The organism is Streptomyces sp. NPDC058279 (genome assembly GCF_042881255.1).
In the GTDB taxonomy this organism is placed as follows: domain Bacteria; phylum Actinomycetota; class Actinomycetes; order Streptomycetales; family Streptomycetaceae; genus Streptomyces.
The window spans coordinates 275,553-296,794 of record NZ_JBHVYA010000004.1; the positions used below are offsets into that span (position 1 = coordinate 275,553).

At 68.7% G+C, this 21,242-nt stretch carries 19 protein-coding genes; 9 read left to right on the forward strand and 10 right to left on the reverse strand.

Features of this window, described 5'->3' with window-relative positions:
* Positions 1-77 precede the first annotated feature (77 nt).
* Positions 78-1,544, forward strand: a complete 1,467-nt coding sequence (locus ACFVXJ_RS11035; protein ID WP_389661428.1) for a CCA tRNA nucleotidyltransferase — start codon at positions 78-80, stop codon at positions 1,542-1,544.
* A gap of 101 nt (positions 1,545-1,645) precedes the next feature.
* Here the strand turns inward: ACFVXJ_RS11035 and ACFVXJ_RS11040 are convergent, their stop codons facing one another.
* From ACFVXJ_RS11040 to ACFVXJ_RS11050, 3 genes are all read right to left on the reverse strand, one after another.
* A complete protein-coding gene (locus ACFVXJ_RS11040) occupies positions 1,646-2,929 on the reverse strand; it encodes an MFS transporter (protein ID WP_389661429.1) in 1,284 nt (427 codons plus the stop codon).
* Positions 2,930-3,067: 138 nt separating this feature from the next.
* Positions 3,068-4,150: an inositol-3-phosphate synthase gene (locus ACFVXJ_RS11045; RefSeq protein ID WP_389661430.1), complete on the reverse strand. Its 1,083-nt coding sequence runs from the start codon at positions 4,148-4,150 to the stop codon at positions 3,068-3,070.
* 49 nt (positions 4,151-4,199) lie between these two features.
* Positions 4,200-4,802, reverse strand: coding sequence for a helix-turn-helix transcriptional regulator (locus tag ACFVXJ_RS11050; RefSeq protein WP_358891489.1), 603 nt, complete (start codon positions 4,800-4,802; stop codon positions 4,200-4,202).
* 272 nt (positions 4,803-5,074) lie between these two features.
* On the opposite strand from ACFVXJ_RS11050, the gene ACFVXJ_RS11055 reads away from it, so the two are divergent.
* Both ACFVXJ_RS11055 and ACFVXJ_RS11060 read left to right on the forward strand, forming a co-directional pair.
* A complete protein-coding gene (locus tag ACFVXJ_RS11055) occupies positions 5,075-7,648 on the forward strand; it encodes a transglycosylase domain-containing protein (protein WP_389661431.1) in 2,574 nt (857 codons plus the stop codon).
* A gap of 88 nt (positions 7,649-7,736) precedes the next feature.
* Complete coding sequence (locus tag ACFVXJ_RS11060; protein ID WP_389661432.1) at positions 7,737-9,197, forward strand: glycosyltransferase family 87 protein; 1,461 nt, start codon at positions 7,737-7,739, stop codon at positions 9,195-9,197.
* A 6-nt stretch (positions 9,198-9,203) separates the two neighbouring features.
* Here the strand turns inward: ACFVXJ_RS11060 and ACFVXJ_RS11065 are convergent, their stop codons facing one another.
* From ACFVXJ_RS11065 to ACFVXJ_RS11075, 3 genes are all read right to left on the reverse strand, one after another.
* The gene (locus tag ACFVXJ_RS11065) at positions 9,204-10,235 is read right to left on the reverse strand and encodes an alanine racemase (protein WP_389661433.1); all 1,032 of its coding nucleotides are present in this window, start codon (positions 10,233-10,235) and stop codon (positions 9,204-9,206) included.
* A 70-nt stretch (positions 10,236-10,305) separates the two neighbouring features.
* On the reverse strand, positions 10,306-11,424 hold the full coding sequence (locus ACFVXJ_RS11070) for a peptidoglycan bridge formation glycyltransferase FemA/FemB family protein (RefSeq protein WP_190185563.1): 1,119 nt from the start codon (positions 11,422-11,424) through the stop codon (positions 10,306-10,308).
* A 128-nt stretch (positions 11,425-11,552) separates the two neighbouring features.
* On the reverse strand, positions 11,553-11,867 hold the full coding sequence (locus ACFVXJ_RS11075) for a hypothetical protein (protein ID WP_361312873.1): 315 nt from the start codon (positions 11,865-11,867) through the stop codon (positions 11,553-11,555).
* Between the two features lie 250 nt (positions 11,868-12,117).
* On the opposite strand from ACFVXJ_RS11075, the gene rpsF reads away from it, so the two are divergent.
* The 4 genes from rpsF to rplI all read left to right on the forward strand — a co-directional run bounded on the left by rpsF (position 12,118) and on the right by rplI (position 13,825).
* The gene (rpsF, locus tag ACFVXJ_RS11080) at positions 12,118-12,408 is read left to right on the forward strand and encodes a 30S ribosomal protein S6 (RefSeq protein ID WP_004950685.1); all 291 of its coding nucleotides are present in this window, start codon (positions 12,118-12,120) and stop codon (positions 12,406-12,408) included.
* A gap of 72 nt (positions 12,409-12,480) precedes the next feature.
* Complete coding sequence (locus ACFVXJ_RS11085; RefSeq protein WP_361312874.1) at positions 12,481-13,080, forward strand: single-stranded DNA-binding protein; 600 nt, start codon at positions 12,481-12,483, stop codon at positions 13,078-13,080.
* A 43-nt stretch (positions 13,081-13,123) separates the two neighbouring features.
* The gene (gene rpsR, locus ACFVXJ_RS11090; protein WP_005315025.1) at positions 13,124-13,360 is read left to right on the forward strand and encodes a 30S ribosomal protein S18; all 237 of its coding nucleotides are present in this window, start codon (positions 13,124-13,126) and stop codon (positions 13,358-13,360) included.
* An 18-nt stretch (positions 13,361-13,378) separates the two neighbouring features.
* On the forward strand, positions 13,379-13,825 hold the full coding sequence (gene rplI / locus ACFVXJ_RS11095; RefSeq protein ID WP_361312876.1) for a 50S ribosomal protein L9: 447 nt from the start codon (positions 13,379-13,381) through the stop codon (positions 13,823-13,825).
* Positions 13,826-13,943: 118 nt separating this feature from the next.
* Here the strand turns inward: rplI and ACFVXJ_RS11100 are convergent, their stop codons facing one another.
* Positions 13,944-15,281 (reverse strand): MATE family efflux transporter, encoded by a 1,338-nt coding sequence (locus ACFVXJ_RS11100; protein WP_389661434.1) that lies wholly within the window; start codon positions 15,279-15,281, stop codon positions 13,944-13,946.
* Positions 15,282-15,721: 440 nt separating this feature from the next.
* Here ACFVXJ_RS11100 and dnaB point away from each other — a divergent pair, with 440 nt between their 5' ends.
* Both dnaB and ACFVXJ_RS11110 read left to right on the forward strand, forming a co-directional pair.
* Entirely contained in the window at positions 15,722-17,197 is a 1,476-nt protein-coding gene (dnaB, locus tag ACFVXJ_RS11105) for a replicative DNA helicase (RefSeq protein WP_389661571.1), read from the forward strand.
* Between the two features lie 9 nt (positions 17,198-17,206).
* Positions 17,207-18,592, forward strand: coding sequence for a serine hydrolase domain-containing protein (locus ACFVXJ_RS11110; RefSeq protein WP_389661435.1), 1,386 nt, complete (start codon positions 17,207-17,209; stop codon positions 18,590-18,592).
* Positions 18,593-18,637: 45 nt separating this feature from the next.
* On the opposite strand, the gene ACFVXJ_RS11115 is transcribed toward ACFVXJ_RS11110, so the two are convergent.
* The 3 genes from ACFVXJ_RS11115 to ACFVXJ_RS11125 are packed head-to-tail and all read right to left on the reverse strand — an operon-like array spanning position 18,638 to position 21,231.
* Complete coding sequence (locus ACFVXJ_RS11115) at positions 18,638-19,813, reverse strand: winged helix DNA-binding domain-containing protein (RefSeq protein WP_389661436.1); 1,176 nt, start codon at positions 19,811-19,813, stop codon at positions 18,638-18,640.
* Positions 19,814-19,867: 54 nt separating this feature from the next.
* Positions 19,868-20,329, reverse strand: a complete 462-nt coding sequence (locus ACFVXJ_RS11120; protein WP_389661437.1) for a GNAT family N-acetyltransferase — start codon at positions 20,327-20,329, stop codon at positions 19,868-19,870.
* 14 nt (positions 20,330-20,343) lie between these two features.
* Complete coding sequence (locus ACFVXJ_RS11125; RefSeq protein WP_389661438.1) at positions 20,344-21,231, reverse strand: GNAT family N-acetyltransferase; 888 nt, start codon at positions 21,229-21,231, stop codon at positions 20,344-20,346.
* Positions 21,232-21,242 lie beyond the last annotated feature (11 nt).

Here is a 21,242-nt window from a genome sequence, read left to right on the forward strand (position 1 = left end):
GGCGTGGGCGAGGTGGGGCGGGGTGGCCGCAAAAACGCGGCGGCCCGCGCCGGGCGGGCCACGTACCCTTTTCTGTTGTGCCGAACGCCAATGAAGACACCCCCAGTGCCCTGAGTCAGGTGCAGCGCCGAGCGGTCAGTGAACTGCTGCGCGTCGCCCCTGTCGCCGACGAGCTCGGCCGCCGCTTCCAAGAGGCCGGATTCCGCCTCGCCCTGGTCGGTGGCTCCGTACGCGACGCGCTGCTCGGGCGTCTCGGCAACGACCTCGACTTCACCACGGACGCCCGCCCCGAGGATGTGCTGAGGATCATGCGGCCCTGGGCCGACTCGGTGTGGGACGTGGGTATCGCCTTCGGCACGGTCGGTGCGCAGAAGCTGGCCCGCGTCGAGGACACCGACCGGAACTTCCAGATCGAGGTGACCACGTACCGCTCGGAGTCGTACGACCGCACCTCGCGCAAGCCGGAGGTGTCCTACGGCGACTCCATCGAGGAGGATCTGGTTCGCCGCGACTTCACGGTGAACGCGATGGCCGTCGCGCTGCCGGAGAAGGAGTTCGTGGACCCGCACGGTGGCCTGGAGGACCTCCGGGAAGGCGTCCTGCGCACTCCCGGCACCCCCGAGGACTCCTTCTCGGACGACCCGCTGCGGATGCTGCGCGCGGCCCGCTTCGCCGCGCAGCTCGACTTCGAGGTCGCCCCGGAGGTCGTGACGGCGATGAAGGCGATGTCCGAGCGGATCGAGATCGTCTCGGCGGAGCGGGTGCAGGGCGAGCTGAACAAGCTCCTGCTCTCGGCGCACCCCCGCAAGGGCCTCGGGCTGCTGGTGGACACCGGTCTGGCGGACCGGGTACTGCCCGAGCTGCCGGCCCTGCGGCTGGAGAGTGACGAGCACCACCGGCACAAGGACGTGTACGAGCACTCCTTGACGGTGCTGGAGCAGGCGATCGACCTGGAGGAGGACGGGCCGGACCTCGTGCTGCGCCTCGCCGCCCTGTTCCACGACATCGGCAAGCCCCGGACCCGCAGGTTCGAGAGCGACGGCCGGGTCTCGTTCCACCACCACGAGGTGGTGGGGGCGAAGATGACCAAGAAGCGCATGACCGCCCTGAAGTACTCCAACGACATGGTCAAGGACGTGTCCCGGCTGGTGGAGCTGCACCTGCGCTTCCACGGGTACGGCGACGGGGAGTGGACCGACTCGGCGGTGCGCCGCTATGTCCGTGACGCGGGTCCGCTGCTGGAGCGCCTGCACAAGCTCACCCGGTCCGACTGCACCACGCGCAACAAGCGCAAGGCCGGAGCGCTCTCCCGGACATACGACGGCCTTGAGGAGCGGATCGCGCAGCTCCAGGAGCAGGAGGAGCTGGATGCGATCCGGCCCGACCTGAACGGCAACGAGATCCAGCAGGTGCTGGGTGTCGGCCCCGGCCCGGTGATCGGCAAGGCGTACGCGTTCTTGCTGGAGCTGCGGTTGGAGAACGGGCCGATGGGACATGACGCGGCGGTGGCGGCACTGAAGGAGTGGTGGGCCTCGCAGTCGTGAGGCGGTGTCCGGACCGATGTTTCACGTGAAACGGCGGATGTTTCACGTGAAACATCGCGACCGTTTCACGTGAAACATCGGGCGACCCCGTTCCCTCGTGGCTACTGGGGAGCGCCCGGGGCGGGGCGTCGGCCCTGCCGCAGGAGAAGCACCGCCGTGGCGGCGTAGAGGGCCGCCACACCCACCACCAGGGGAACGGACCGGCCGTCGGCGGGGAGCATCAGTGACGCGACCGCTGCCGCCGCCACGAACGCGGCGTTGAACAGCACGTCGTAGACGGAGAAGACCCGGCCTCGGAACTCGTCGTCGACCTGGAACTGCACGACGGTGTCGGTGGAGATCTTGGCGCCCTGGGTCGCGATGCCCAGGGCGAAGGCGGCGACGAGCATCGGTCCGGGTGCGAAGAACAGGCCGAGCGTCGGGACCAGGAAGGCCGCGCCTCCGGCGCAGAGGGTCATCCAGCCGCGGGTGCCCAGCCGGTTCACCATCCACGGCGTGACGACGGCGGCGGCGAAGAACCCCGCGCCCGAGGCGCCGATCGCGACGCCCAGCAGCGCCAACCCGGTGGACTCGTCGTCCGACCAGGAGTAGCGGCAGAGCATGAGCAGGGTGACGAGCAGCGCCCCGTAGCAGAACCGCATCAAGGTCATCGCGGTGAGCGCCTGGGATGCTTCACGGCGGCCGGCCAGGTGCCGGAGTCCTTCGGCCATGCCCCGCACGGTGAGGGTCACTGCCTGGGCGAGCGAGGGGTGTGACCTGCCAGGGGGGTGATCGGGGCCGAGGAGACCGACGGCCAGGCGTAGCGAGACGAGCGCGGCGCACAGGTACAGCACGGCGCCGAACAGTACGACCAGCGCGTCGGAGTCGGCGGCCAGGAGTCTGATCAGGAAGGCCAGTCCCCCGCCCGCTGTCGCGGCCAGGGTTCCCGCGGTGGGCGAGAGGGCGTTCGCGGTCACCAACTGACCGGACCCGACGACGCGGGGCAACGAGGCGGCCAGCCCGGCGAGCACGAAGCGGTTGACGGCGGTCACGGACAGGGCCGACGCGTAGAACAGCCAATCGGGGACGTGGGCGACGATCAGCATGCCGGTGACGCAGGCGAGAAAGGCCCGCAGGAGGTTGCCGTAGAGGAAGACCTGTCTGCGGCGCCAGCGGTCCAGCAGCACTCCGGCGAACGGCCCGATGACGGAGTAGGGCAGGAGCAGCACCGCCATCGCGGAGGCGATGGCCGCGGGTGAGGTCTGCTTCTCCGGCGAGAACACCACGTAGGTGGCGAGCGCGACCTGGTAGACACCGTCGGCGGCCTGGGAGAGCAGCCGTACGGTCAACAGATTGCGGAAGTCCCTCAGGCGCAGGAGTACGCGCAGATCACCTACGACAGGCATGAGGGCAAGGGTCACACACGCCGAGGGTCCCCGGGCACAATTGCCCGGGGACCCTCGGCGGAAGAACAGTCGACGACCAGGGGTCCCGGAGGAGTCGGACGTCGCGTGCTCCTTGTGAACGCGTGGGGCCGCAGCCGGTTAGCGCTCGACCTCGCCCTTGATGAACTTCTCGACGTTGGCGTACGCCTCGTCGTCGAAGTACTGCACCGGCGGCGACTTCATGAAGTAGCTCGACGCGGACAGGATCGGGCCACCGATGCCGCGGTCCTTGGCGATCTTCGCGGCGCGCAGGGCGTCGATGATGACACCGGCGGAGTTCGGGGAGTCCCACACCTCGAGCTTGTACTCGAGGTTCAGCGGGACGTCGCCGAAGGCACGGCCTTCGAGGCGGACGTAGGCCCACTTGCGGTCGTCGAGCCAGGCGACGTAGTCGGACGGGCCGATGTGGACGTTCTTCTCGCCGAGCTCACGGTCGGGGATCTGCGAGGTGACGGCCTGCGTCTTGGAGATCTTCTTCGACTCGAGGCGGTCGCGCTCGAGCATGTTCTTGAAGTCCATGTTGCCGCCGACGTTGAGCTGCATGGTGCGCTCGAGACGGACACCGCGGTCTTCGAACAGCTTCGCCATCACGCGGTGCGTGATGGTGGCGCCGACCTGGGACTTGATGTCGTCGCCGACGATCGGGACACCGGCCTCGGTGAACTTGTCCGCCCACTCCTTGGTGCCGGCGATGAAGACCGGGAGGGCGTTGACGAAGGCGACCTTGGCGTCGATGGCGCACTGGGCGTAGAACTTCGCCGCGTCCTCGGAGCCGACGGGCAGGTAGCAGATCAGGACATCGACCTGGCGGTCCTTGAGGATCTGGACCACGTCGACCGGAGCCTCGGCGGACTCCTCGATGGTCAGGCGGTAGTACTTGCCCAGACCGTCCAGGGTGTGGCCGCGCTGCACGGTGACGCCCGTGTTCGGGACGTCACAGATCTTGATGGTGTTGTTCTCGCTGGCGCCGATGGCGTCCGAAAGGTCGAGGCCGACCTTCTTCGCGTCGACGTCGAACGCGGCGACGAACTCGATGTCACTCACGTGGTAGTCGCCGAACTGGACGTGCATCAGACCGGGGACCTTGGCCGCCGGGTCGGCGTCCTTGTAGTACTCGACGCCCTGCACCAGCGAGGCGGCGCAGTTGCCCACGCCGACGATGGCTACGCGAACCGAACCCATTCCGGTTGCTCCCTGTTTGTTCTCGGACGAGGTCTGCGAGATGCAGACCTCACTTTGCAGTTTCGTCGGGCGGCCCGGGTCGTCTCTGATCCCGTCCCGCCCGCTCGCTCTCGATGAGCTCGTTCAGCCAGCGCACTTCGCGCTCCACGGATTCCATTCCGTGCCGCTGCAGCTCAAGGGTGTAGTCGTCGAGCCGCTCCCGCGTGCGTGCGAGCGAGGCGCGCATCTTCTCCAGACGCTCTTCCAGCCGGCTGCGGCGGCCCTCCAGCACGCGCATGCGCACTTCCCGCTCGGTTTGACCGAAGAAGGCGAACCGGGCGGCGAAGGACTCGTCTTCCCAGGTGTCCGGGCCGGTGTGGGAAAGGAGCTCCTCGAAGTGCTCCTTGCCCGCGGCCGTCAACCGGTAGACGATCTTGGCGCGGCGGCCCGCGAGCGAAGCGGCGAGCGCGTCTTCCGGGGCGTTGCCCGGTTCCTCGATCAACCAGCCGTTGGCGACCAGCGTCTTGAGGCAGGGGTAGAGCGTCCCGTAGCTGAACGCTCTGAAGACTCCCAGCGAGGTGTTGAGCCGCTTGCGCAGCTCGTAACCGTGCATGGGGGACTCGCGGAGCAGGCCGAGGACGGCGAACTCGAGGATGCCTGAGCGCCTGCTCATCCCGCCTGCCCTCCTCCGGCTCCGAGTTTATGTCGAGCTGATGTATCGACTCGATACATCCAGACGATAGAGCGGGCGGCTCGCGGCGACAAGTGGTGGGGTGGTGACCGGCGTCACATCACCAATTCGTACGATGCAAGTTGCCGGATTTGGGGTGAACTTCGGCACTGATTGGGTTTTGACCCTGCGTACTCTTTGCCGCATGACACCGGGGGAACCGGAATGTAACCGCCGCTTCCAGGCCACTCGCCTGCCCGAGGAGTAGTCGTTCGATGAGCGAGCACCGCCGCAAACCGCCGCAGCAGCCCCAAGGCGGCGGGCGTGCCGCGTCCCGCCGGGCCGCGCAGCAGCGCCCGGGCCATGGTCCCGCGGCCGGACGTGACGTCCCCATGGCCTCACGCAGTGGCCCAAACGGAGGAGCCCAGCCTCCCCACGGCAGCCGGGCCGACGCGCGCAGAGCCACCCAGAGAGGGCCCGCGGGCCGCGGGCGTGCGGGAGGCAAGGGACGGCCGGACAAGCGGCTCGTCAACTACCCACGCTCCGACAAGGACGGCTGGCTGCGCTTCATGCCGTCCTGGAAGTTGGTGAGCGGTACGATCCTCGGCTTCTTCGCGGTGATCATCGCCGGCGCCGGCATCGGTATCGCCATGGTCAACACCCCTGACGAGAACAAGGCGGCGCAGGCACAGAACAACGTCTTCTACTGGGAGGACAACTCCCAGATGGTCGCCACCGGCGGCTCGATGAACCGCCAGATCGTCACCATCGATCAGATCCCCCTCGCGATGCGCAACGCCGTGATCGCGGCGGAGAACGAGACCTTCGAGACGGACAAGGGCGTCGACCCGATGGGTATCGCCCGCGCCGTGGTGAACATGGCCAAGGGCGGCGCGACCCAGGGTGGGTCGACCATCACCCAGCAGTACGTCAAGAACACCTACCTCAGCTCGGACCAGACGCTGAAACGAAAGGTGACCGAGCTCTTCATCGCGATAAAGCTCGGTGTGACGGTGGACAAGAACAAGGTCCTCGCGGGATACCTCAACACCGCCTACTACGGCCGGGACGCCTACGGCATCCAGGCCGCCGCCCGCGCGTACTTCGGTAAGGACAGCGAGCGGCTGGACCCCTCGGAATGCGCGTTCCTGGCCTCGATGCTCAAGGGGCCCAACCTCTACAACCCGGACGGCGGCATCGGCTCGGCTGCCACCCCGGAGCTGAACGAGAAGCGCGCCCGGCAGCGCTGGGCCTGGGTGCTGGACCGTGAGGTCGCGGTGGGCCGGATGGACCCGACCGAGCGGGCCAAGTACACGACGTTCCCCCAGCGTGTCGAAGCCGAGCAGGTCCGCAGCCTGTCCGGCCAGACCGGTTATCTGGTCGACACGGCCAAGCAGTACGTCATGAAGACGCTGAACATCGGTGCCGACGAACTGGCCCGCGGTGGTTACCAGATCCACACCACCTTCGAGAAGCCGAAGGTGGACGCCCTGGCCAAGGCGGTCGAGGACACCCGCAACGGTTTCATCGACGAGAAGGCACGGCCCCAGACGGACACCTTCGTCCAGTTCGGCGCCGCTTCCGTCGACGTGAACACCGGGGCCATCGTGGCCCTGTACGGCGGCCCCGGCATGGACAAGAAGTACTTCAACAACAACGCCAACACCAGCGGTGTGCCGGTCGGCTCGACCTTCAAGCCGTACGTGCTGGCGGCGGCGATGGAGTACGGCACGAAGAAGTCCAAGGGCGTGGGCATCTCGGCCGACAGCAAGTACAACGCCGATGACAAGACGGTGATCAACGACCGGGACGGCAAGCCCCTGCTCGGTAAGGACGGCACACCGTTCCGGCAGAAGAACGAGAGCGAGACGGCCTTCGGCTACGTCACGCTGAACGAGGCGATGGAGAGGTCCATCAACGTCCCCTTCGCCCAGCTCGTCTTCGACGTCGGCCACAGCAAGGTGCGGGAAGTGGCGGCCTCCACCGGCATCCTCAAGGAGTCGATGGACCCGAACGACAACGCCTCCTTCGCCCTCGGTACCTCCACCCCCAGTGCCATCCGGATGGCCGACTCGTACGCCACCTTCGCCGCGTCGGGGACCCACCACGAGCCCTACTCGGTCACCAAGGTCGAGAAGAACGGCACGGTCCTGCCGGGGTTCGAGGCCTCCAAGCCGCAGCGCGCCATGGACAACTCCATCGCGGACAACATCACCAAGGTGCTCAAGAACGTCGTCGAGAGTCCCGAGGGAACCGGTAACAAGGCGAAGAAGCTGGGACGGCCCGTGGCCGGCAAGACCGGTACGACCGACAAGAACAAGTCGGCCTGGTTCGTCGGCTACACCCCGCAGCTCTCCACCGCGGTCACCCTGTTCCGCAGCGACCCGAGCAAGCCCGACCAGGGGCTGCAGTCCATGAACGGCGTCGGTGGCATCGACTCCATCCACGGTGGTGACATCCCCGCCACCATCTGGACCGAGTACATGAAGGAAGCGCTCAAGGGGAAGCCCGTCAAGGACTTCCCTGAGGCCGATGACATCGGCGTGGTCGCGGACGCGCCGGGCGCCCCCACCGCCACTCCGGCGGCGCCCACCCCCTCGCCCTCCGCGTCCCAGTCCACGCCCCCGGCAAGCCCCTCGGCCTCGGTCTCTCCGTCCCCCTCGAAGGGCGGCAAGCCGACCTGCCAGCCGTGGAAGCTGTGCCCGCCGGATCCCAGCGGAGGCACCGACACGGGAACCAGCAGCGGCGCCGACGGAGGTACCTCCGGGTCGCCGTCGCCGCCCGCCACCGGCAAACCGGGTCGCCCGGGCGGCACCAGTTGGGGCACCAGTCTCGGCACCGGGGGCTGATCCACCCCGCGCTCCGCTCGACGAGGGCCGTCGCACACCGTGCGGCGGCCCTCGTGCGTGCCCGGCGTGGTACGGCAGGATGAGCCCCATGACGAAGGTGCACGAGGACCGGCCCGTTCTGCCGACCCAGCAGGACGAGGTCGCCGCCGCCGGCAGTGAGCTCATCGGCGGGCCGTTCGGCCGCCATGCCCGGCTGGGCGGCCACTGGCTGACGCCCGTGCGCGTCGTGGTCCTCGTCGCGCTCGGCATGTTCGCGCTCGGCATGGTCCAGAAGGTGCCGTGCTACGACTGGGCGTGGTTCCGGGGAGCCGGCTCCCAGTACACCCACGCCTGCTACTCCGACATCCCGCACCTGTACGTCGTGCGGGGCTTCGCCGACGGCCTGACTCCCTACTGGGACCGGCTCCCGGGTGACATGGAGTACCTGGAGTACCCGGTGCTCACCGGGCTCTTCATGCAGATCGCCTCCTGGCTGACCCCCGGCAGCGGCTCGATGCAGCACCGCGAGCAGATGTACTGGATGGTCAACGCGGGGATGCTGATGATCTGCGCCGCCGTCATCGCCGTGTGTGTCGCCCGCACTCACCGCCGACGGCCGTGGGACGCCCTGCTGCTCGCCCTGGCACCCGCGTTCGCGCTCACCGCGACGATCAACTGGGACCTGTTGGCCCTCGCCCTGACCGCCGTCGCGATGCTGATGTGGTCCCGTGGTCGCACGGTGCTCTTCGGCGTCTTCGTCGGGCTGGCCACAGCGGCCAAGCTCTATCCGGTACTGCTGCTCGGCGTGCTCTTCGTCCTGTGCCTGCGGGCCGGGAAATGGCGGGCGTTCGGGGCGGCCGCGGCGGGCACGGCCGGCGCGTGGCTCGTGGTGAACCTGCCGGTCATGTACTTCGCCTGGGACGGCTGGAAGAAGTTCTACACCTTCAGCCAGGAACGGCCCATCGACTTCGGTTCGGTGTGGTTGCTGATCTCCCAGCGCTCGGGCAACCCCCTGACCGGCGCGAACACCTACGCCACCTGCCTCACGCTGCTGCTCTGCGCCGGCATCGCGCTGCTCACCCTCAAGGCGCCCCGCAGGCCGCGCTTCGCGCAACTGGCCTTCCTCGTCGTCGCGGCCTTCATCCTGGCCAACAAGGTGTACTCGCCGCAGTACGTGCTGTGGCTCGTCCCCCTGGCGGCGCTCGCCCGTCCGCGCTGGCGGGACTTCCTGATCTGGCAGGCCGGTGAGGTCCTGTACTTCCTCGGGATCTGGTTCTACCTGGCCTACACGACCAGCGGAGAAAAGCACCAGGGCCTGCCGGTCGAGGGGTACCAGCTGGCGATCGTCCTCCACCTGCTGGCGACCCTCTACCTCTGCGCGGTGGTCGTACGGGACATCCTGCTGCCCGAGCGGGACGTCGTACGGCGCGACGGCTCGGACGACCCGTCCGGCGGGGTCCTGGACGGGGCACCCGACGTCTTCACGCTGTCCGACGCGGCGAGGGCGCCGCGTGACGCGACGCCCCCGGAGGCACGAAGGGTGGAGTGGGGCGTCGGGCCCCGGCTCTGAGCGGGCTTACGCGTCGACCACCCGGTCGAACTGCGTGGTCGTGTGGCGCAGGTGTGCCACCAGCTCGTCACCGACCTTGGGCTCCGTGGCGTCGGAGGGCACGAACAGGATCGACACCTGCATGTGCGGGGGCTCGGCGAACCAGCGCTGCTTGCCCGCCCAGACGAACGGCGACAGGTTGCGGTTGACGGTCGCCAGGCCGGCCCGTGCGACGCCCTTGGCCCGCGGCATCACCCCGTGCAGGGCCTTGGGGGCCTCCAGACCCACCCCGTGCGAGGTACCGCCGGCGACCACGACGAGCCAGCCGTCGGAGGCGGCCTTCTGCTGGCGGTAGCCGAACCGGTCCCCCTTGGCCACGCGCGTGACGTCCAGGACGGCGCCGCGGTACTGGGTCGCCTCGTGGTCGCCCAGCCACAGCCGGGTACCGATGCGGGCCCGGAACCGGGTCTGCGGGAACTGCTGCTGGAGCCGGGCCAGTTCCTCGACCCGCAGGTGGCTGACGAACATGGTGTGCAGCGGGAGGCGCGCCGCGCGCAGCCGGTCCATCCAGCCGATGACCTCCTCGACGGCATCGGAACCGTCGGGGCGGTCGAGCGGGAGGTGCAGGGCGAAGCCCTCCAGGCGCACGTCCTCGATCGCCGACTGGAGCAGTCCCAGGTCTTGCTCCGAAACACCGTGGCGACGCATCGAGCTCATGCATTCGATGACCACGCGGGCACCGACCAGGCCGCGGACGCCGTCCACCGAGGACACCGACCGGATCACGCGGTCCGGCAGCGGCACCGGCTCCTCGCCCCGCCGGAACGGGGTGAGGACGAGCAGGTCGCCGCCGAACCAGTCCTTGATGCTCGCGGCCTCGTACGTCGTGCCGACGGCCAGGATGTCGGCGCCCATGCGGGTCGCCTCCTCGCACAGCCGCTCGTGGCCGAAGCCGTAGCCGTTGCCCTTGCAGACCGGGATCAAGCCGGGGAACTGGTCCGCGATCTGCTTCTGGTGCGCACGCCAGCGCGCGGTGTCGACGTAGAGCGTGAGCGCCATGCCCGTCCGGAACCTCTCCGATAAGCCGCTGGGTGCGGCGGTGCTGTGTATGTGGATGGGGCGGGTGCCGTCAGCGGCGCGACATGTAGATGTCGAGCGCCTTGTGCAGCACCTTGTTCAGCGGGAAGTCCCACTCGCCCACGTACTCGACCGCCTCGCCGCCGGTGCCGACCTTGAACTGGATCAGACCGAACAGGTGATCGTTCTCGTCCAGGGTGTCACTGATTCCGCGCAGGTCGTAGACGCTCGCGCCGAGTGCGTACGAATCGCGCAGCATGCGCCACTGCATCGCGTTCGAGGGACGGACCTCGCGCTTGTGGTTGGCGGAGGCGCCGTAGGAGTACCAGACGTGCTGGCCCACGGTGAGCATCGTGGCGGCGGCCAGCGGCTCCCCCTCGTGGGTGGCGATGTACAGCCGCATGCGGTTCGGGTCCTCGGAGTTGAGGGCCGTCCACTGGCGCTGGAAGTAGCTGAGCGGGCGCGGACGGAACTTGTCGCGCTCCGCCGTGATCTCGTAGAGGTGCTGCCAGGTCGGCAGGTCGTCATAGCCGCCCTGGACGACCTCGACACCGGCCTTCTCGGCCTTCTTGATGTTGCGGCGCCACAGCTGGTTGAAGCCCTTGAGGACATCGTCCAGCGAGCGGTTCGCCAGCGGCACCTGGAAGACGTAGCGGGGCTGGACGTCTCCGAAGCCGGCGCCCCCGTCCTCGGCCTGCTGCCAGCCCATCCGGCGCAGCTTGTCGGACACCTCGAAGGCGCGGGGCTCGATGACCGATGCCTCCACGTCCCGCAGCCGCTTGACGTCCGGGTCCTGGATACCGGCCTTGATGGCGGCCGCGTTCCAGCGGCGGATGACGACGGGAGGGCCCATCTTCACCGTGAAGGCGCCCTGCTGCTTGAGGTGGGCCAGCATCGGCTGGAGCCACTCCTCCAGGTTCGGGGCGAACCAGTTGATGACAGGGCCCTCTGGCAGGTAGGCGAGGTACCGCTTCACCTTGGGCAGCTGGCGGTACAACACGAGCGCGGCACCGACCAGTTCGCCGGACGCGTCGAACCAACCGAGGTTCTCCGACCGCCACTCGTTCTTGACGTCGGCCCACGCCGGGACCTGGCAGTGGCTAGCCGAGGGCAGGCTCTGGAGGTAACCCAGATGCTGCTCTCGGCTGATGGTCCTCAGGGACAGGCTCATGCGGGGTGCTCCTCCGGCGGCTTCGCTGGCTATGGCGCGAAGCCTACTGCGACGGGGGCGCCGCCCCACTGGGGGACGGGTGGCGCTCGCCCCGTGCCGGGCGGCGCCCTGTCGCGGAGGTACCCCGGTCAGCCCAGCCAGCCGCCGAAGAGGCCGCCGTGCGCCATGCCGAGGAAGAAGCCCACGGCTGCGGCGCCAAGCCCGATGATCAGCGCGAAGCGCTCGCGTGTCGTCTCGGAGATGAACTGTCCGTACGCGCCGGTCAGGATCCCGATCAGCCCCGTCCAGGAGCTGAGCAGGTGCAGGTTGTGGAAGAACCCCGTGACGAACGCCACGACGCCGAGGATCACGGTGACCGCCATCAGGGTGTCCTGGAGCGGGTGGGGCTTGCCGTCGGTCGCGAAGAGCGAGATGGAGGACTGAGGTCGCATTGCCTGTGCCATCGGAAGGCACCTCCTGGCTGCCGCAGAGCGGTGCAACGGGGCCGCCTCCGGGGAGCCGGGGGCATAGCACCGTGCACACCCGATGGATACAGAGTGTGGCCTTCTCCTGCCGGATTTCAACCGGAAGGAGTCGAGCAGGTAGTCTGTACGGTCTGCGCGGTGTCTGCTCTGTGGACGCCGTGCGCACGCATCACGACCCTCCTGCCACGGAACGACCGTGGCCGCTGAGTCCAAAGGAGGTGGGTTCCACATGCGTCACTACGAAGTGATGGTCATCCTCGACCCCGATCTCGAGGAGCGCGCTGTCTCCCCGCTGATCGAGAACTTCCTCTCCGTCGTCCGTGAGGGCAACGGAAAGGTCGAGAAGGTCGACACCTGGGGCCGTCGTCGTCTCGCTTACGAGATCAAGAAGAAGCCCGAGGGCATCTACTCGGTCATCGACCTTCAGGCCGAGCCTGCGGTCGTCAAGGAGCTTGACCGACAGATGAACCTGAACGAGTCGGTTCTCCGGACCAAGGTCCTTCGCCCCGAGACCCACTGAACTTCGGTTCAGCGGTAATCGGGAACGAGTAGCACAGCAGCCCAGCAGCAATCCCCGCCGAGAGGTTCATCCATGGCAGGCGAGACCGTCATCACGGTCGTCGGCAATCTCGTCGACGACCCCGAGCTGCGCTTCACCCCCTCGGGTGCGGCGGTCGCGAAGTTCCGTGTCGCGTCCACCCCCCGCACCTTCGACCGTCAGACCAATGAGTGGAAGGACGGCGAGAGCCTGTTCCTGACCTGCTCGGTGTGGCGGCAGGCGGCGGAGAACGTCGCCGAGTCCCTCCAGCGAGGCATGCGCGTCATCGTGCAGGGCCGGCTGAGGCAGCGGTCGTACGAGGACCGTGAGGGTGTCAAGCGCACGGTCTACGAGCTGGACGTCGAGGAAGTCGGCCCCAGCTTGAAGAACGCCACGGCCAAGGTCGCCAAGACCACGGGTCGCGGTGGCCAGGGTGGGTACGGCGGCGGACAGCCGCAGGGTGGCGGCGGCAACTGGGGCGGAGCCCCCAGTGGCGGCGCGCCTCAGGGCGGCGGAGCACCCTCCGACGACCCGTGGGCGTCCAGCGCGCCGGCCGGTGGCCAGCCGCAGGGCGGCGGCGGGGGCGGTTGGGGCGGAAGCTCCGGCGGCTCCGGCGGCTCCGGCGGTGGCTACTCGGACGAGCCGCCCTTCTAGGGCAGCTCGCATCCCCACTTCTTGATCACACAGGAGAGACACAATGGCGAAGCCGCCTGTGCGCAAGCCTAAGAAGAAGGTCTGCGCGTTCTGCAAGGACAAGACCGCTTACGTGGACTACAAGGACACGAACATGCTGCGGAAGTTCATTTCCGACCGTGGCAAGATCCGTGCCCGCCGCGTTACCGGCAACTGCACGCAGCACCAGCGTGACGTCGCCACGGCCGTGAAGAACAGCCGTGAGATGGCGCTGCTGCCCTACACGTCCACCGCGCGATAAGGAAAGGGTGACCGACTAATGAAGATCATCCTGACCCACGAGGTCAATGGCCTCGGTGCCGCCGGCGACGTTGTCGACGTCAAGGACGGATACGCCCGCAACTACCTGATCCCGCGTCGCTTCGCGATCCGCTGGACCAAGGGTGGCGAGCAGGACGTGGCGCAGATCCGCCGCGCCCGCAAGATCCACGAGATCGCGACCATCGAGCAGGCCAACGAGATCAAGGCCAAGCTCGAAGGCGTCAAGGTGCGCCTGGCCACCCGCTCGGGTGACGCCGGCCGTCTCTTCGGTTCCGTCACGCAGTCCGACATCGCTTCGGCGATCGAGGCTTCCGGTGGCCCGAAGGTCGACAAGCGCCGCGTTGAGCTCGGCTCGCCGATCAAGACCCTCGGTTCGTACCAGGTCTCCGTGCGTCTGCACGCCGACGTCCTGGCGAACGTGGGTGTCGAGGTCGTCGCCGCCTAAGTGCTGCGCATGAAGGGCCGCACCCCGCTGGGGTGCGGCCCTTCGTCGTTGGGGGGGTTCTGGGACGTGTTTCACGTGAAACGGAGCGATGTTTCACGTGAAACGACGTCCTGCCGTATCAGCGGGTCGCTCCGGCCACCAACCATCGGCCCGAGCGGGCGCGCAGCCGGAGGGTCGCCATGCGGACCATCATCATCAGGGTCATGGCCCACCAGAGGGCGGTCAAACCGCCTCCGAGCGTCGGCAGGAGCAGCGCCGCCGGAGTGAAGACGGCCAACGTCAGCAGCATCGCCCAGGCGAGGTAGCGGCCGTCACCCGCCCCCATCAGGACCCCGTCGAGAACGAAGACGATGCCGCAGACCGGCTGGGAAACGGCGAGGACGAGCAGGGCGGGCAGCAATGTGTCCTCCACCACGGGATCACTGGTGAAGAGTGGTACGAAAACGGGGCGTGCGAGGACGACGAGCAGCCCCAGCACGAGGCCGCCGATGATCCCCCACCGCACCATCCGGCGGCACAGGGCCGTGGCCCCTTCGGTGTCCCCGGCGCCCAGGTAGCGGCCGATGATGGCCTGGCCGGCGATGGCGATCGCGTCCAACGCGAACGCCAGCAGCGTCCACAGCGAGAGAAGGATCTGGTGGGCGGCGATGTCCGCGTCCCCCAACCGGGCGGCTACCGCAGTCGCGATCATCAAAATGGCGCGCAGGGACAAGGTACGCACCAACAGCGGGGCGCCGGCCTGTGCGCAGGCGCGTATGCCCGCACTGTCGGGCCGCAGCGTGGCGCTGTTCCTGCGGGCGCCGCGGACGACCACGGCGAGGTAGACGGCGGCCATGGCGTACTGGGCGAGGACGGTGCCCCACGCGGAGCCGGCGATGCCGAGGCCGGCGCCGTAGACGAGCGCGAGGTTCAGGGCTCCGTTGAGGGTGAAGCCGCCGATGGCGACGTAGAGCGGGGTGCGGGTGTCCTGGAGACCGCGGATGACGCCCGTGGCGGCCAGCACCATGAGCATGGCCGGGATGCCCAGGGCGGAGATCCTCAGATAGGTGACCGCGTAGGGGGCGGCGGTGTCAGAGGCCCCGAAGAGGGAGATCAGGCACGGCGCGGTGGGTAGGAAGACGGCGACGACGGCGACGCCGAGCAACAACGCCAGCCAGATCCCGTCCATCCCCTGGCGGATGGCCGCTTGGAGGTCGCCCGCGCCGACTCGTCGGGCGACTGCCGCCGTGGTGGCGTAGGCGAGGAAGACGAAAACGCTCACCGCGGTGGTGAGCAGGGCGGCCGCGATGCCCAAGCCGGCCAGCTGAGGGGTGCCGAGGTGCCCGACGATGGCGCTGTCGGCCATCACGAAGAGCGGTTCGGCTACGAGCGCGCCGAAGGCCGGAAGGGCGAGCGCGAGGATCTCGCGGTCGTGCCGTCTCGGGCTCGCTTCGGGTGCTGTGGAGACCACTTTCATACGCCCAATCTAATCTTCCACAGGTAATGGACGCAATCCATCTGTGATCCTTACTGGTCGCCTGACTTGGGGGTTCTCCGCACCCCTTTGGAGGCGATCTTGAGACAGTGGCCAAGATTTTTCCCCGGCGCGCCTTGCGAACGGTGAAAGCGCAGGTCAGGGGGGTAACGGGGGCGGCCGGGTGATTTTGTCCACAGCGTCGTCCCCCGGTCCGTGCACAGCTTCGGGGGACTTACCCACAGCATTGGAGCCGTCATCCACATCTCATCCACACAGCCTGTGGATAACAAGATTGGCTGACGTCGCCTCCGGCCCTACCGTTGTGCGTTGCCCCGGTGCGCCGACAGTCGATACGGGGTCCCCGAATGTCAGAGCCGTGCCCTAGAAAGAGTGGCACGGCGAGGTCCGCGTTGCGGACGGGAGGAGGCGGCCCGGTGAGTATGCCCGAGCCCATGGACGACCCCTGGGCCGACAGCGGTCCCGGTGACCGTCTGCCCACCCGTTCGCGCCGGGGCGGTGACGGCCGCGGCCGCGGCGACGACCCGCAGGACCGTGGGCGCGAGGGGGGCTCCTGGGACGGCGGTGGTGGTGGGTTCGAGCGGGTCCCGCCGCAGGACCTCGATGCCGAGCAGTCCGTCCTCGGCGGCATGCTGCTGTCCAAGGACGCCATCGCCGACGTGGTCGAGGTGCTCAAGGGGCACGACTTCTACCGGCCCTCACACGAAACGATCTACCAGGCCATCCTCGACCTGTACGCCAAGGGCGAGCCCGCCGACCCGATCACCGTCGGAGCCGAGCTGACCCGACGCGGCGAGATCAGCAAGGTGGGCGGTGCGGCCTATCTGCACACCTTGGTGCAGTCCGTGCCGACGGCGGCCAACGCCGAGTACTACGCGGAGATCGTCCACGAGAGAGCCGTCCTGCGCCGTCTCGTCGCCGCCGGTACGAAGATCACGCAGATGGGATACGCGGCCGACGGCGATGTCGACGAGATCGTCAACAGCGCCCAGGCCGAGATCTACGCGGTCACCGAACAGCGGACGTCGGAGGACTACCTGCCGCTGGGCGACATCATGGAGGGCGCCCTCGACGAGATCGAGGCGATCGGCTCGCGCAGCGGCCAGATGTCCGGGGTCCCCACCGGCTTCACGGACCTGGACTCCCTGACCAATGGTCTGCACCCGGGTCAGATGATCGTCATCGCGGCCCGACCCGCCATGGGAAAGTCGACCCTCGCCCTCGACTTCGCCCGCGCCTGCTCCATCAAGAGCAATCTGCCCAGCGTCATCTTCTCCCTCGAAATGGGCCGCAACGAGATCGCGATGCGCCTCCTCTCGGCTGAGGCCAGGGTCGCGCTGCACCACATGCGTTCCGGCACCATGACGGACGACGACTGGACCCGGCTGGCCCGCCGCATGCCCGATGTTTCCGCCGCACCTCTCTACATCGACGACTCCCCCAACCTGTCGATGATGGAGATCCGAGCGAAGTGCCGCCGGCTCAAGCAGCGCAACGACCTCTCCCTCGTCGTCATCGACTACCTCCAGCTGATGCAGTCGGGCGGCTCGCGCCGGCCCGAAAGCCGCCAGCAAGAGGTCTCGGACATGTCCCGAAACCTCAAGCTGTTGGCGAAGGAGCTGGAGGTACCGGTGATCGCGCTGTCCCAGCTGAACCGTGGACCCGAGCAGCGCACCGACAAGAAGCCGATGGTCTCCGACCTGCGTGAGTCGGGCTCGATCGAGCAGGACGCGGACATGGTGATCCTGCTGCACCGCGAGGACGCGTACGAGAAGGAGTCGCCCCGTGCGGGCGAGGCCGACCTCATCGTGGCCAAGCACCGTAACGGTCCGACGGCGACGATCACCGTCGCCTTCCAGGGCCATTATTCGCGGTTCGTGGACATGGCCAACACGTAGCATTCGATCATGACTTCCGCATCCGAGGATCACGACCTGCTCCCCGCCACCCGTCGCGCTCTGCGGCACCGGATCGCCGTGGCACAGAGCGAGGGACGTGCGCCGTCCGTCGTCGCTGCCGTCGTCCGTGGCGGAGAGGTGGTCTGGGAAGGGTCCCGGACCTCGGTCGACGGGCACGGCCCGGACGGCAACGTGCAGTACCGGATCGGGTCGATCACCAAGACGTTCACCGCCGTACTGGTGATGCGGCTGCGGGACGAAGGGTTGCTGGACCTCGGCGACCGGCTGGAGAAGCACCTGCCGGGCACGGCCGCCGGTGAGGTGACCGTCCGGCAGCTCCTGGCGCACACCGGCGGCCTTGCGGCCGAGACGCCGGGCGAGTGGTGGGAGCGGAGTCCGGCCGGGCTGCGGCCGGCGCTCGCAGACGTGCTGGGAGAGGAGCCGTTCCGGTTCGAGCCGGGATTGCGGCACCACTACTCCAATCCGGGCTACACCCTTCTGGGCGCGCTGGTCGAGGCGTTGCGCGGCAAGCCCTGGGAGGAGGCGCTCGGGGCAGAGATCCTGGAGCCCCTGGGACTGGACCGTACGACGGTGGGTCCACAGGCCCCGCACGCCGGCGGCTGGGCGGTGCACCCCTGGGCGGACCTGATGATGCCGGAGCCTGCCGAGGATCTGGGGATCATGGCGGCGGCGGGCCAACTGTGGTCGACTACCACGGATTTGGCCCGGTTCGCGGCGTTCCTCGTACGGGGCGACGCCCGCGTGCTGAGTGCGGAATCGCTACGGGAGATGAGGACGCCGGCGGTGGCTCCCGAACCGGGCGCGATCGCGAACGGCTACGGCCTCGGGCTGCAAGTGCTGGACCACGACGGGCGTTCGCTGGCCGGGCACGGCGGATCGCTTCCCGGTTTCGTCGCGGGACTGTGGCTCAGCGAGGCGGACGACGTGGCCGCGGTGGTGCTGGCGAACTGCACCTCGGGACTGCCGGCCACCGCGGTCGCCGTTGACCTGGTCGGGATCGTCGCGGAGGCCGAGCCGCGCATCCCCGAGCCTTGGCGGCCCTTCCTGGGTTCGGACCGGGTAGCGCTCGACCTGTGCGGTCCTTGGTACTGGGGCACGGCGGCGCAGGTGGTGCGGCTGACGTCGGACGGGCTGTTGGAGCTGGGCCCGATGGGTCCGACGGGCCGCACGGCCAGGTTCCGCGCCGAGCAGGACGGTACGTGGACCGGCCTGAACGGCTACTACGCAGGAGAGACGCTGCGCCCGATCCGGCGGCCGGACGGCTCCGTGAGCCGGCTCGACCTCGGTTCTTTTGTGTTCACCCGGGAGCCGTACGACGCCGCGGCGGCGATTCCCGGTGGCGTCGACCCCCAGGGCTGGCGCGGCATCGGCTAGTACGCCGACCGGTCACCCGGTGGGACAGGTTCCGGGCAGCGCTTCTCAGGCGACCAGCTCGCGCTCCAGTGGGGTGCGGAAGCGGGGGGTGATCCTGGCGTCCCCGATCCACTCGGCGAGACGGGCTGCTTCGGCGCTCACGGCGCGCTCGACCGTCCGGTCCCGGCTGCCCAGGAGCCGCCAGACGATCCGACCGTCCGCGCGCTGAGCCCAGCCGCCGACGACCTCGCCGTTCCACCACACGGTGGGGCCGACGTTGCCGGCGTAGTCGAACAGGGCGCCCCTGTACTCCGGGTCCAGGTGGAAGCCGCGGTCGGCCCATCCCATCGCGCTGGGGTCCAGCGCCGGTAGCAACGCGGCCCACGGCTCCGGGGGCGCCTCGGGAAGGGTGTCGCCCGGACCGACGAGGGCGGTCACGCCGCTTTCGAGGCGTACCTGTTCCGCACCCGTGGCGGCCAGTGCCTTGCGCGCCTCGGTCAGGGTCCAGCCGGTCCACCACTTGAAGTCGGCCTCCGTGGCCGGACCGTACGCACGCAGCCACCGACGGGCGATTTCGGCGCGGGCCTCGGCGACGGGCACGACCGGCCAGGGCTCGGTGTGGACCCAGCGGTACTGGCTGGAGGTCCACGCCCCGCGCGGGCGGTCGCGCCGGATCCGCCCATCGGCCGCCAGCAGGCGGATGACGCGGGTCGCGACACCCGTTTCCGCCTCGTACTTCTTGCCCCGACCCACGGTGATCTTCCGACGCAGCGCGGGTACGGCAGCGGACAACTGGCCACCGGTGGAGGGACCCAGGGTGTCGAGCGCGTCGAGTGCTACCCGCTCCGCCTCGGCCAGCCAGCCGGCGTCCAGGCCTTGGCCGTCTTCTTCGAGATGCTTGAGGAGACTCCGGCGTTCTTTGACCGCGATGGCCCGGGCCGTGGACGAATCGACGTAGGGCGCGAGGTCGGTGGAGACGGCGAACAGCGTATTGCGCATGCTCAGCAACCGGACCAGGCTCACGTCCTCGTAGAGGGCCTGCTCGATCATGGTCGGGTCGCTTGCGGTGAGCCGTGCGCGGACGGAGAGGAAAACGGTCGCGGCGTCGGTGGCGTGCAGGGCGACGACGGCGTCGGCCGCCTGGGGGACGGTGGCCATGCGCGCCGAAGGAGCCAAGCCGTGCCGGTGGCCGAGCCGGTGGCGGCGCTCGGCTTGGGTGATGAGAGGGAGGGTGAGACTCACCCTCCCGATCGTAGGCCGGGCCACGGACAGCGGCCCGGCCTTCGATGAGTTCGGTCAGAGCGCGAGTTTGAATCCGACGTGTGAGGCGGTGAAACCGAGCCGTTCATAGAAACGGTGCGCGTCGGTCCGTGAGACGTCCGAGGTCAGTTGGACCAGCACACAGTTCTCCCGGCGGGACCGCTCGATCGCCCACTCGATGAATCGGGTGCCCAGGCCGCTGCCGCGTTCGTCCGCGTGCACCCGAACTCCTTCGATGATGGAGCGGGTGGCTCCCTTGCGGGAGAGGCCGGCGATGATGGTGAGCTGGAGGGTGCCCACGACCCGCTCACCGCGCACGGCCACCATCATGTGCTGGTGGGGGTCGTCCGTGAGGGACCGGAGAGCCTTCAGGTAGGGAGGGAGATCCTCCGGGGATTCACGGGTCGCCCCGAGCGGATCGTCGGCGAGCATGCGGACGATCTCGGGCAGGTCGCCCTCGGTCGCGGGGCGGATGGTGAGGTCGGTGGCGTCGACCATTGGCGTTGCCTTTCTCAGCCTGCGGCGACGGTGATCGGGGCCCAGCGGCGTGTCCAGTCGCCCGGGAGGGTGGAGAGGTTCCTGGTCATCACGGCGCTGACCCCCAGCGAGCCGAGATTGCGACCCTTGAGCCATGCGCGGAGTTCCTCGTGCCGTACGTCGACATCGGTGCGCAGCGGTCGTTCGGTGGTAGCGGCGAGCGCGGTGACCAGCGCCTGGGCGGTGAGCGTGTCCGGTGCGACCAGCGGGCCGATGACATGGGTTTCCATGTTGGGCCAGAGGGCGGCGTAGCCGGTGAGTTCGCCGGAGTCGTCCTCGGAGACGAACAACCTGTCCGCGAAGGCGGGCAGCCGCGTGATCATGTGCATGCGGTCGGTGCCGAACACCTCCGTGTCCAAGCGGACGATCCTGGGGAGGTCATCGGCGGTGGCCCGCCTCACGAGCGCGGCCTCGGCCGCGGCCGGCGAGGAGTCGGGCCGGAAGCTTCCCTGCAGCATTTCCGCGCCACCGACCGCGTCGAAGCCGAGGTCCTCGTAGAGCGGCTGTCCGAAGGGCGTGGCATGAAGGGTGAGCGGGATGCCTTTGAGGATCTCGTCGCAGACGTAGGTCATGAGGCGACGTCCCAGGCCCTGTCGGGCGTAGCGTTCGGCGACGAGGACCATTCCGATCGCGGCGAGCTCGGGATCCGCATGTGGCCGGCCGTATCGGGTGACGACGCACACTGCGGCGAGTCCTTCGCCGTCGGGAGCGTCGATGCCGTACCCGTCTCCGGCGGCGAGGAGGAATCCCCACTTGTGATCCTCGCGGGGCCAGCCGCGATCCTCGGAGAGGTCGGCGCAGTGGCGGAGATCTTTCAGGGCCAGCGAGCGGATCGGTGAGTCGGTGAGATCTGGTGCGGTCACCGCTTCAGCCT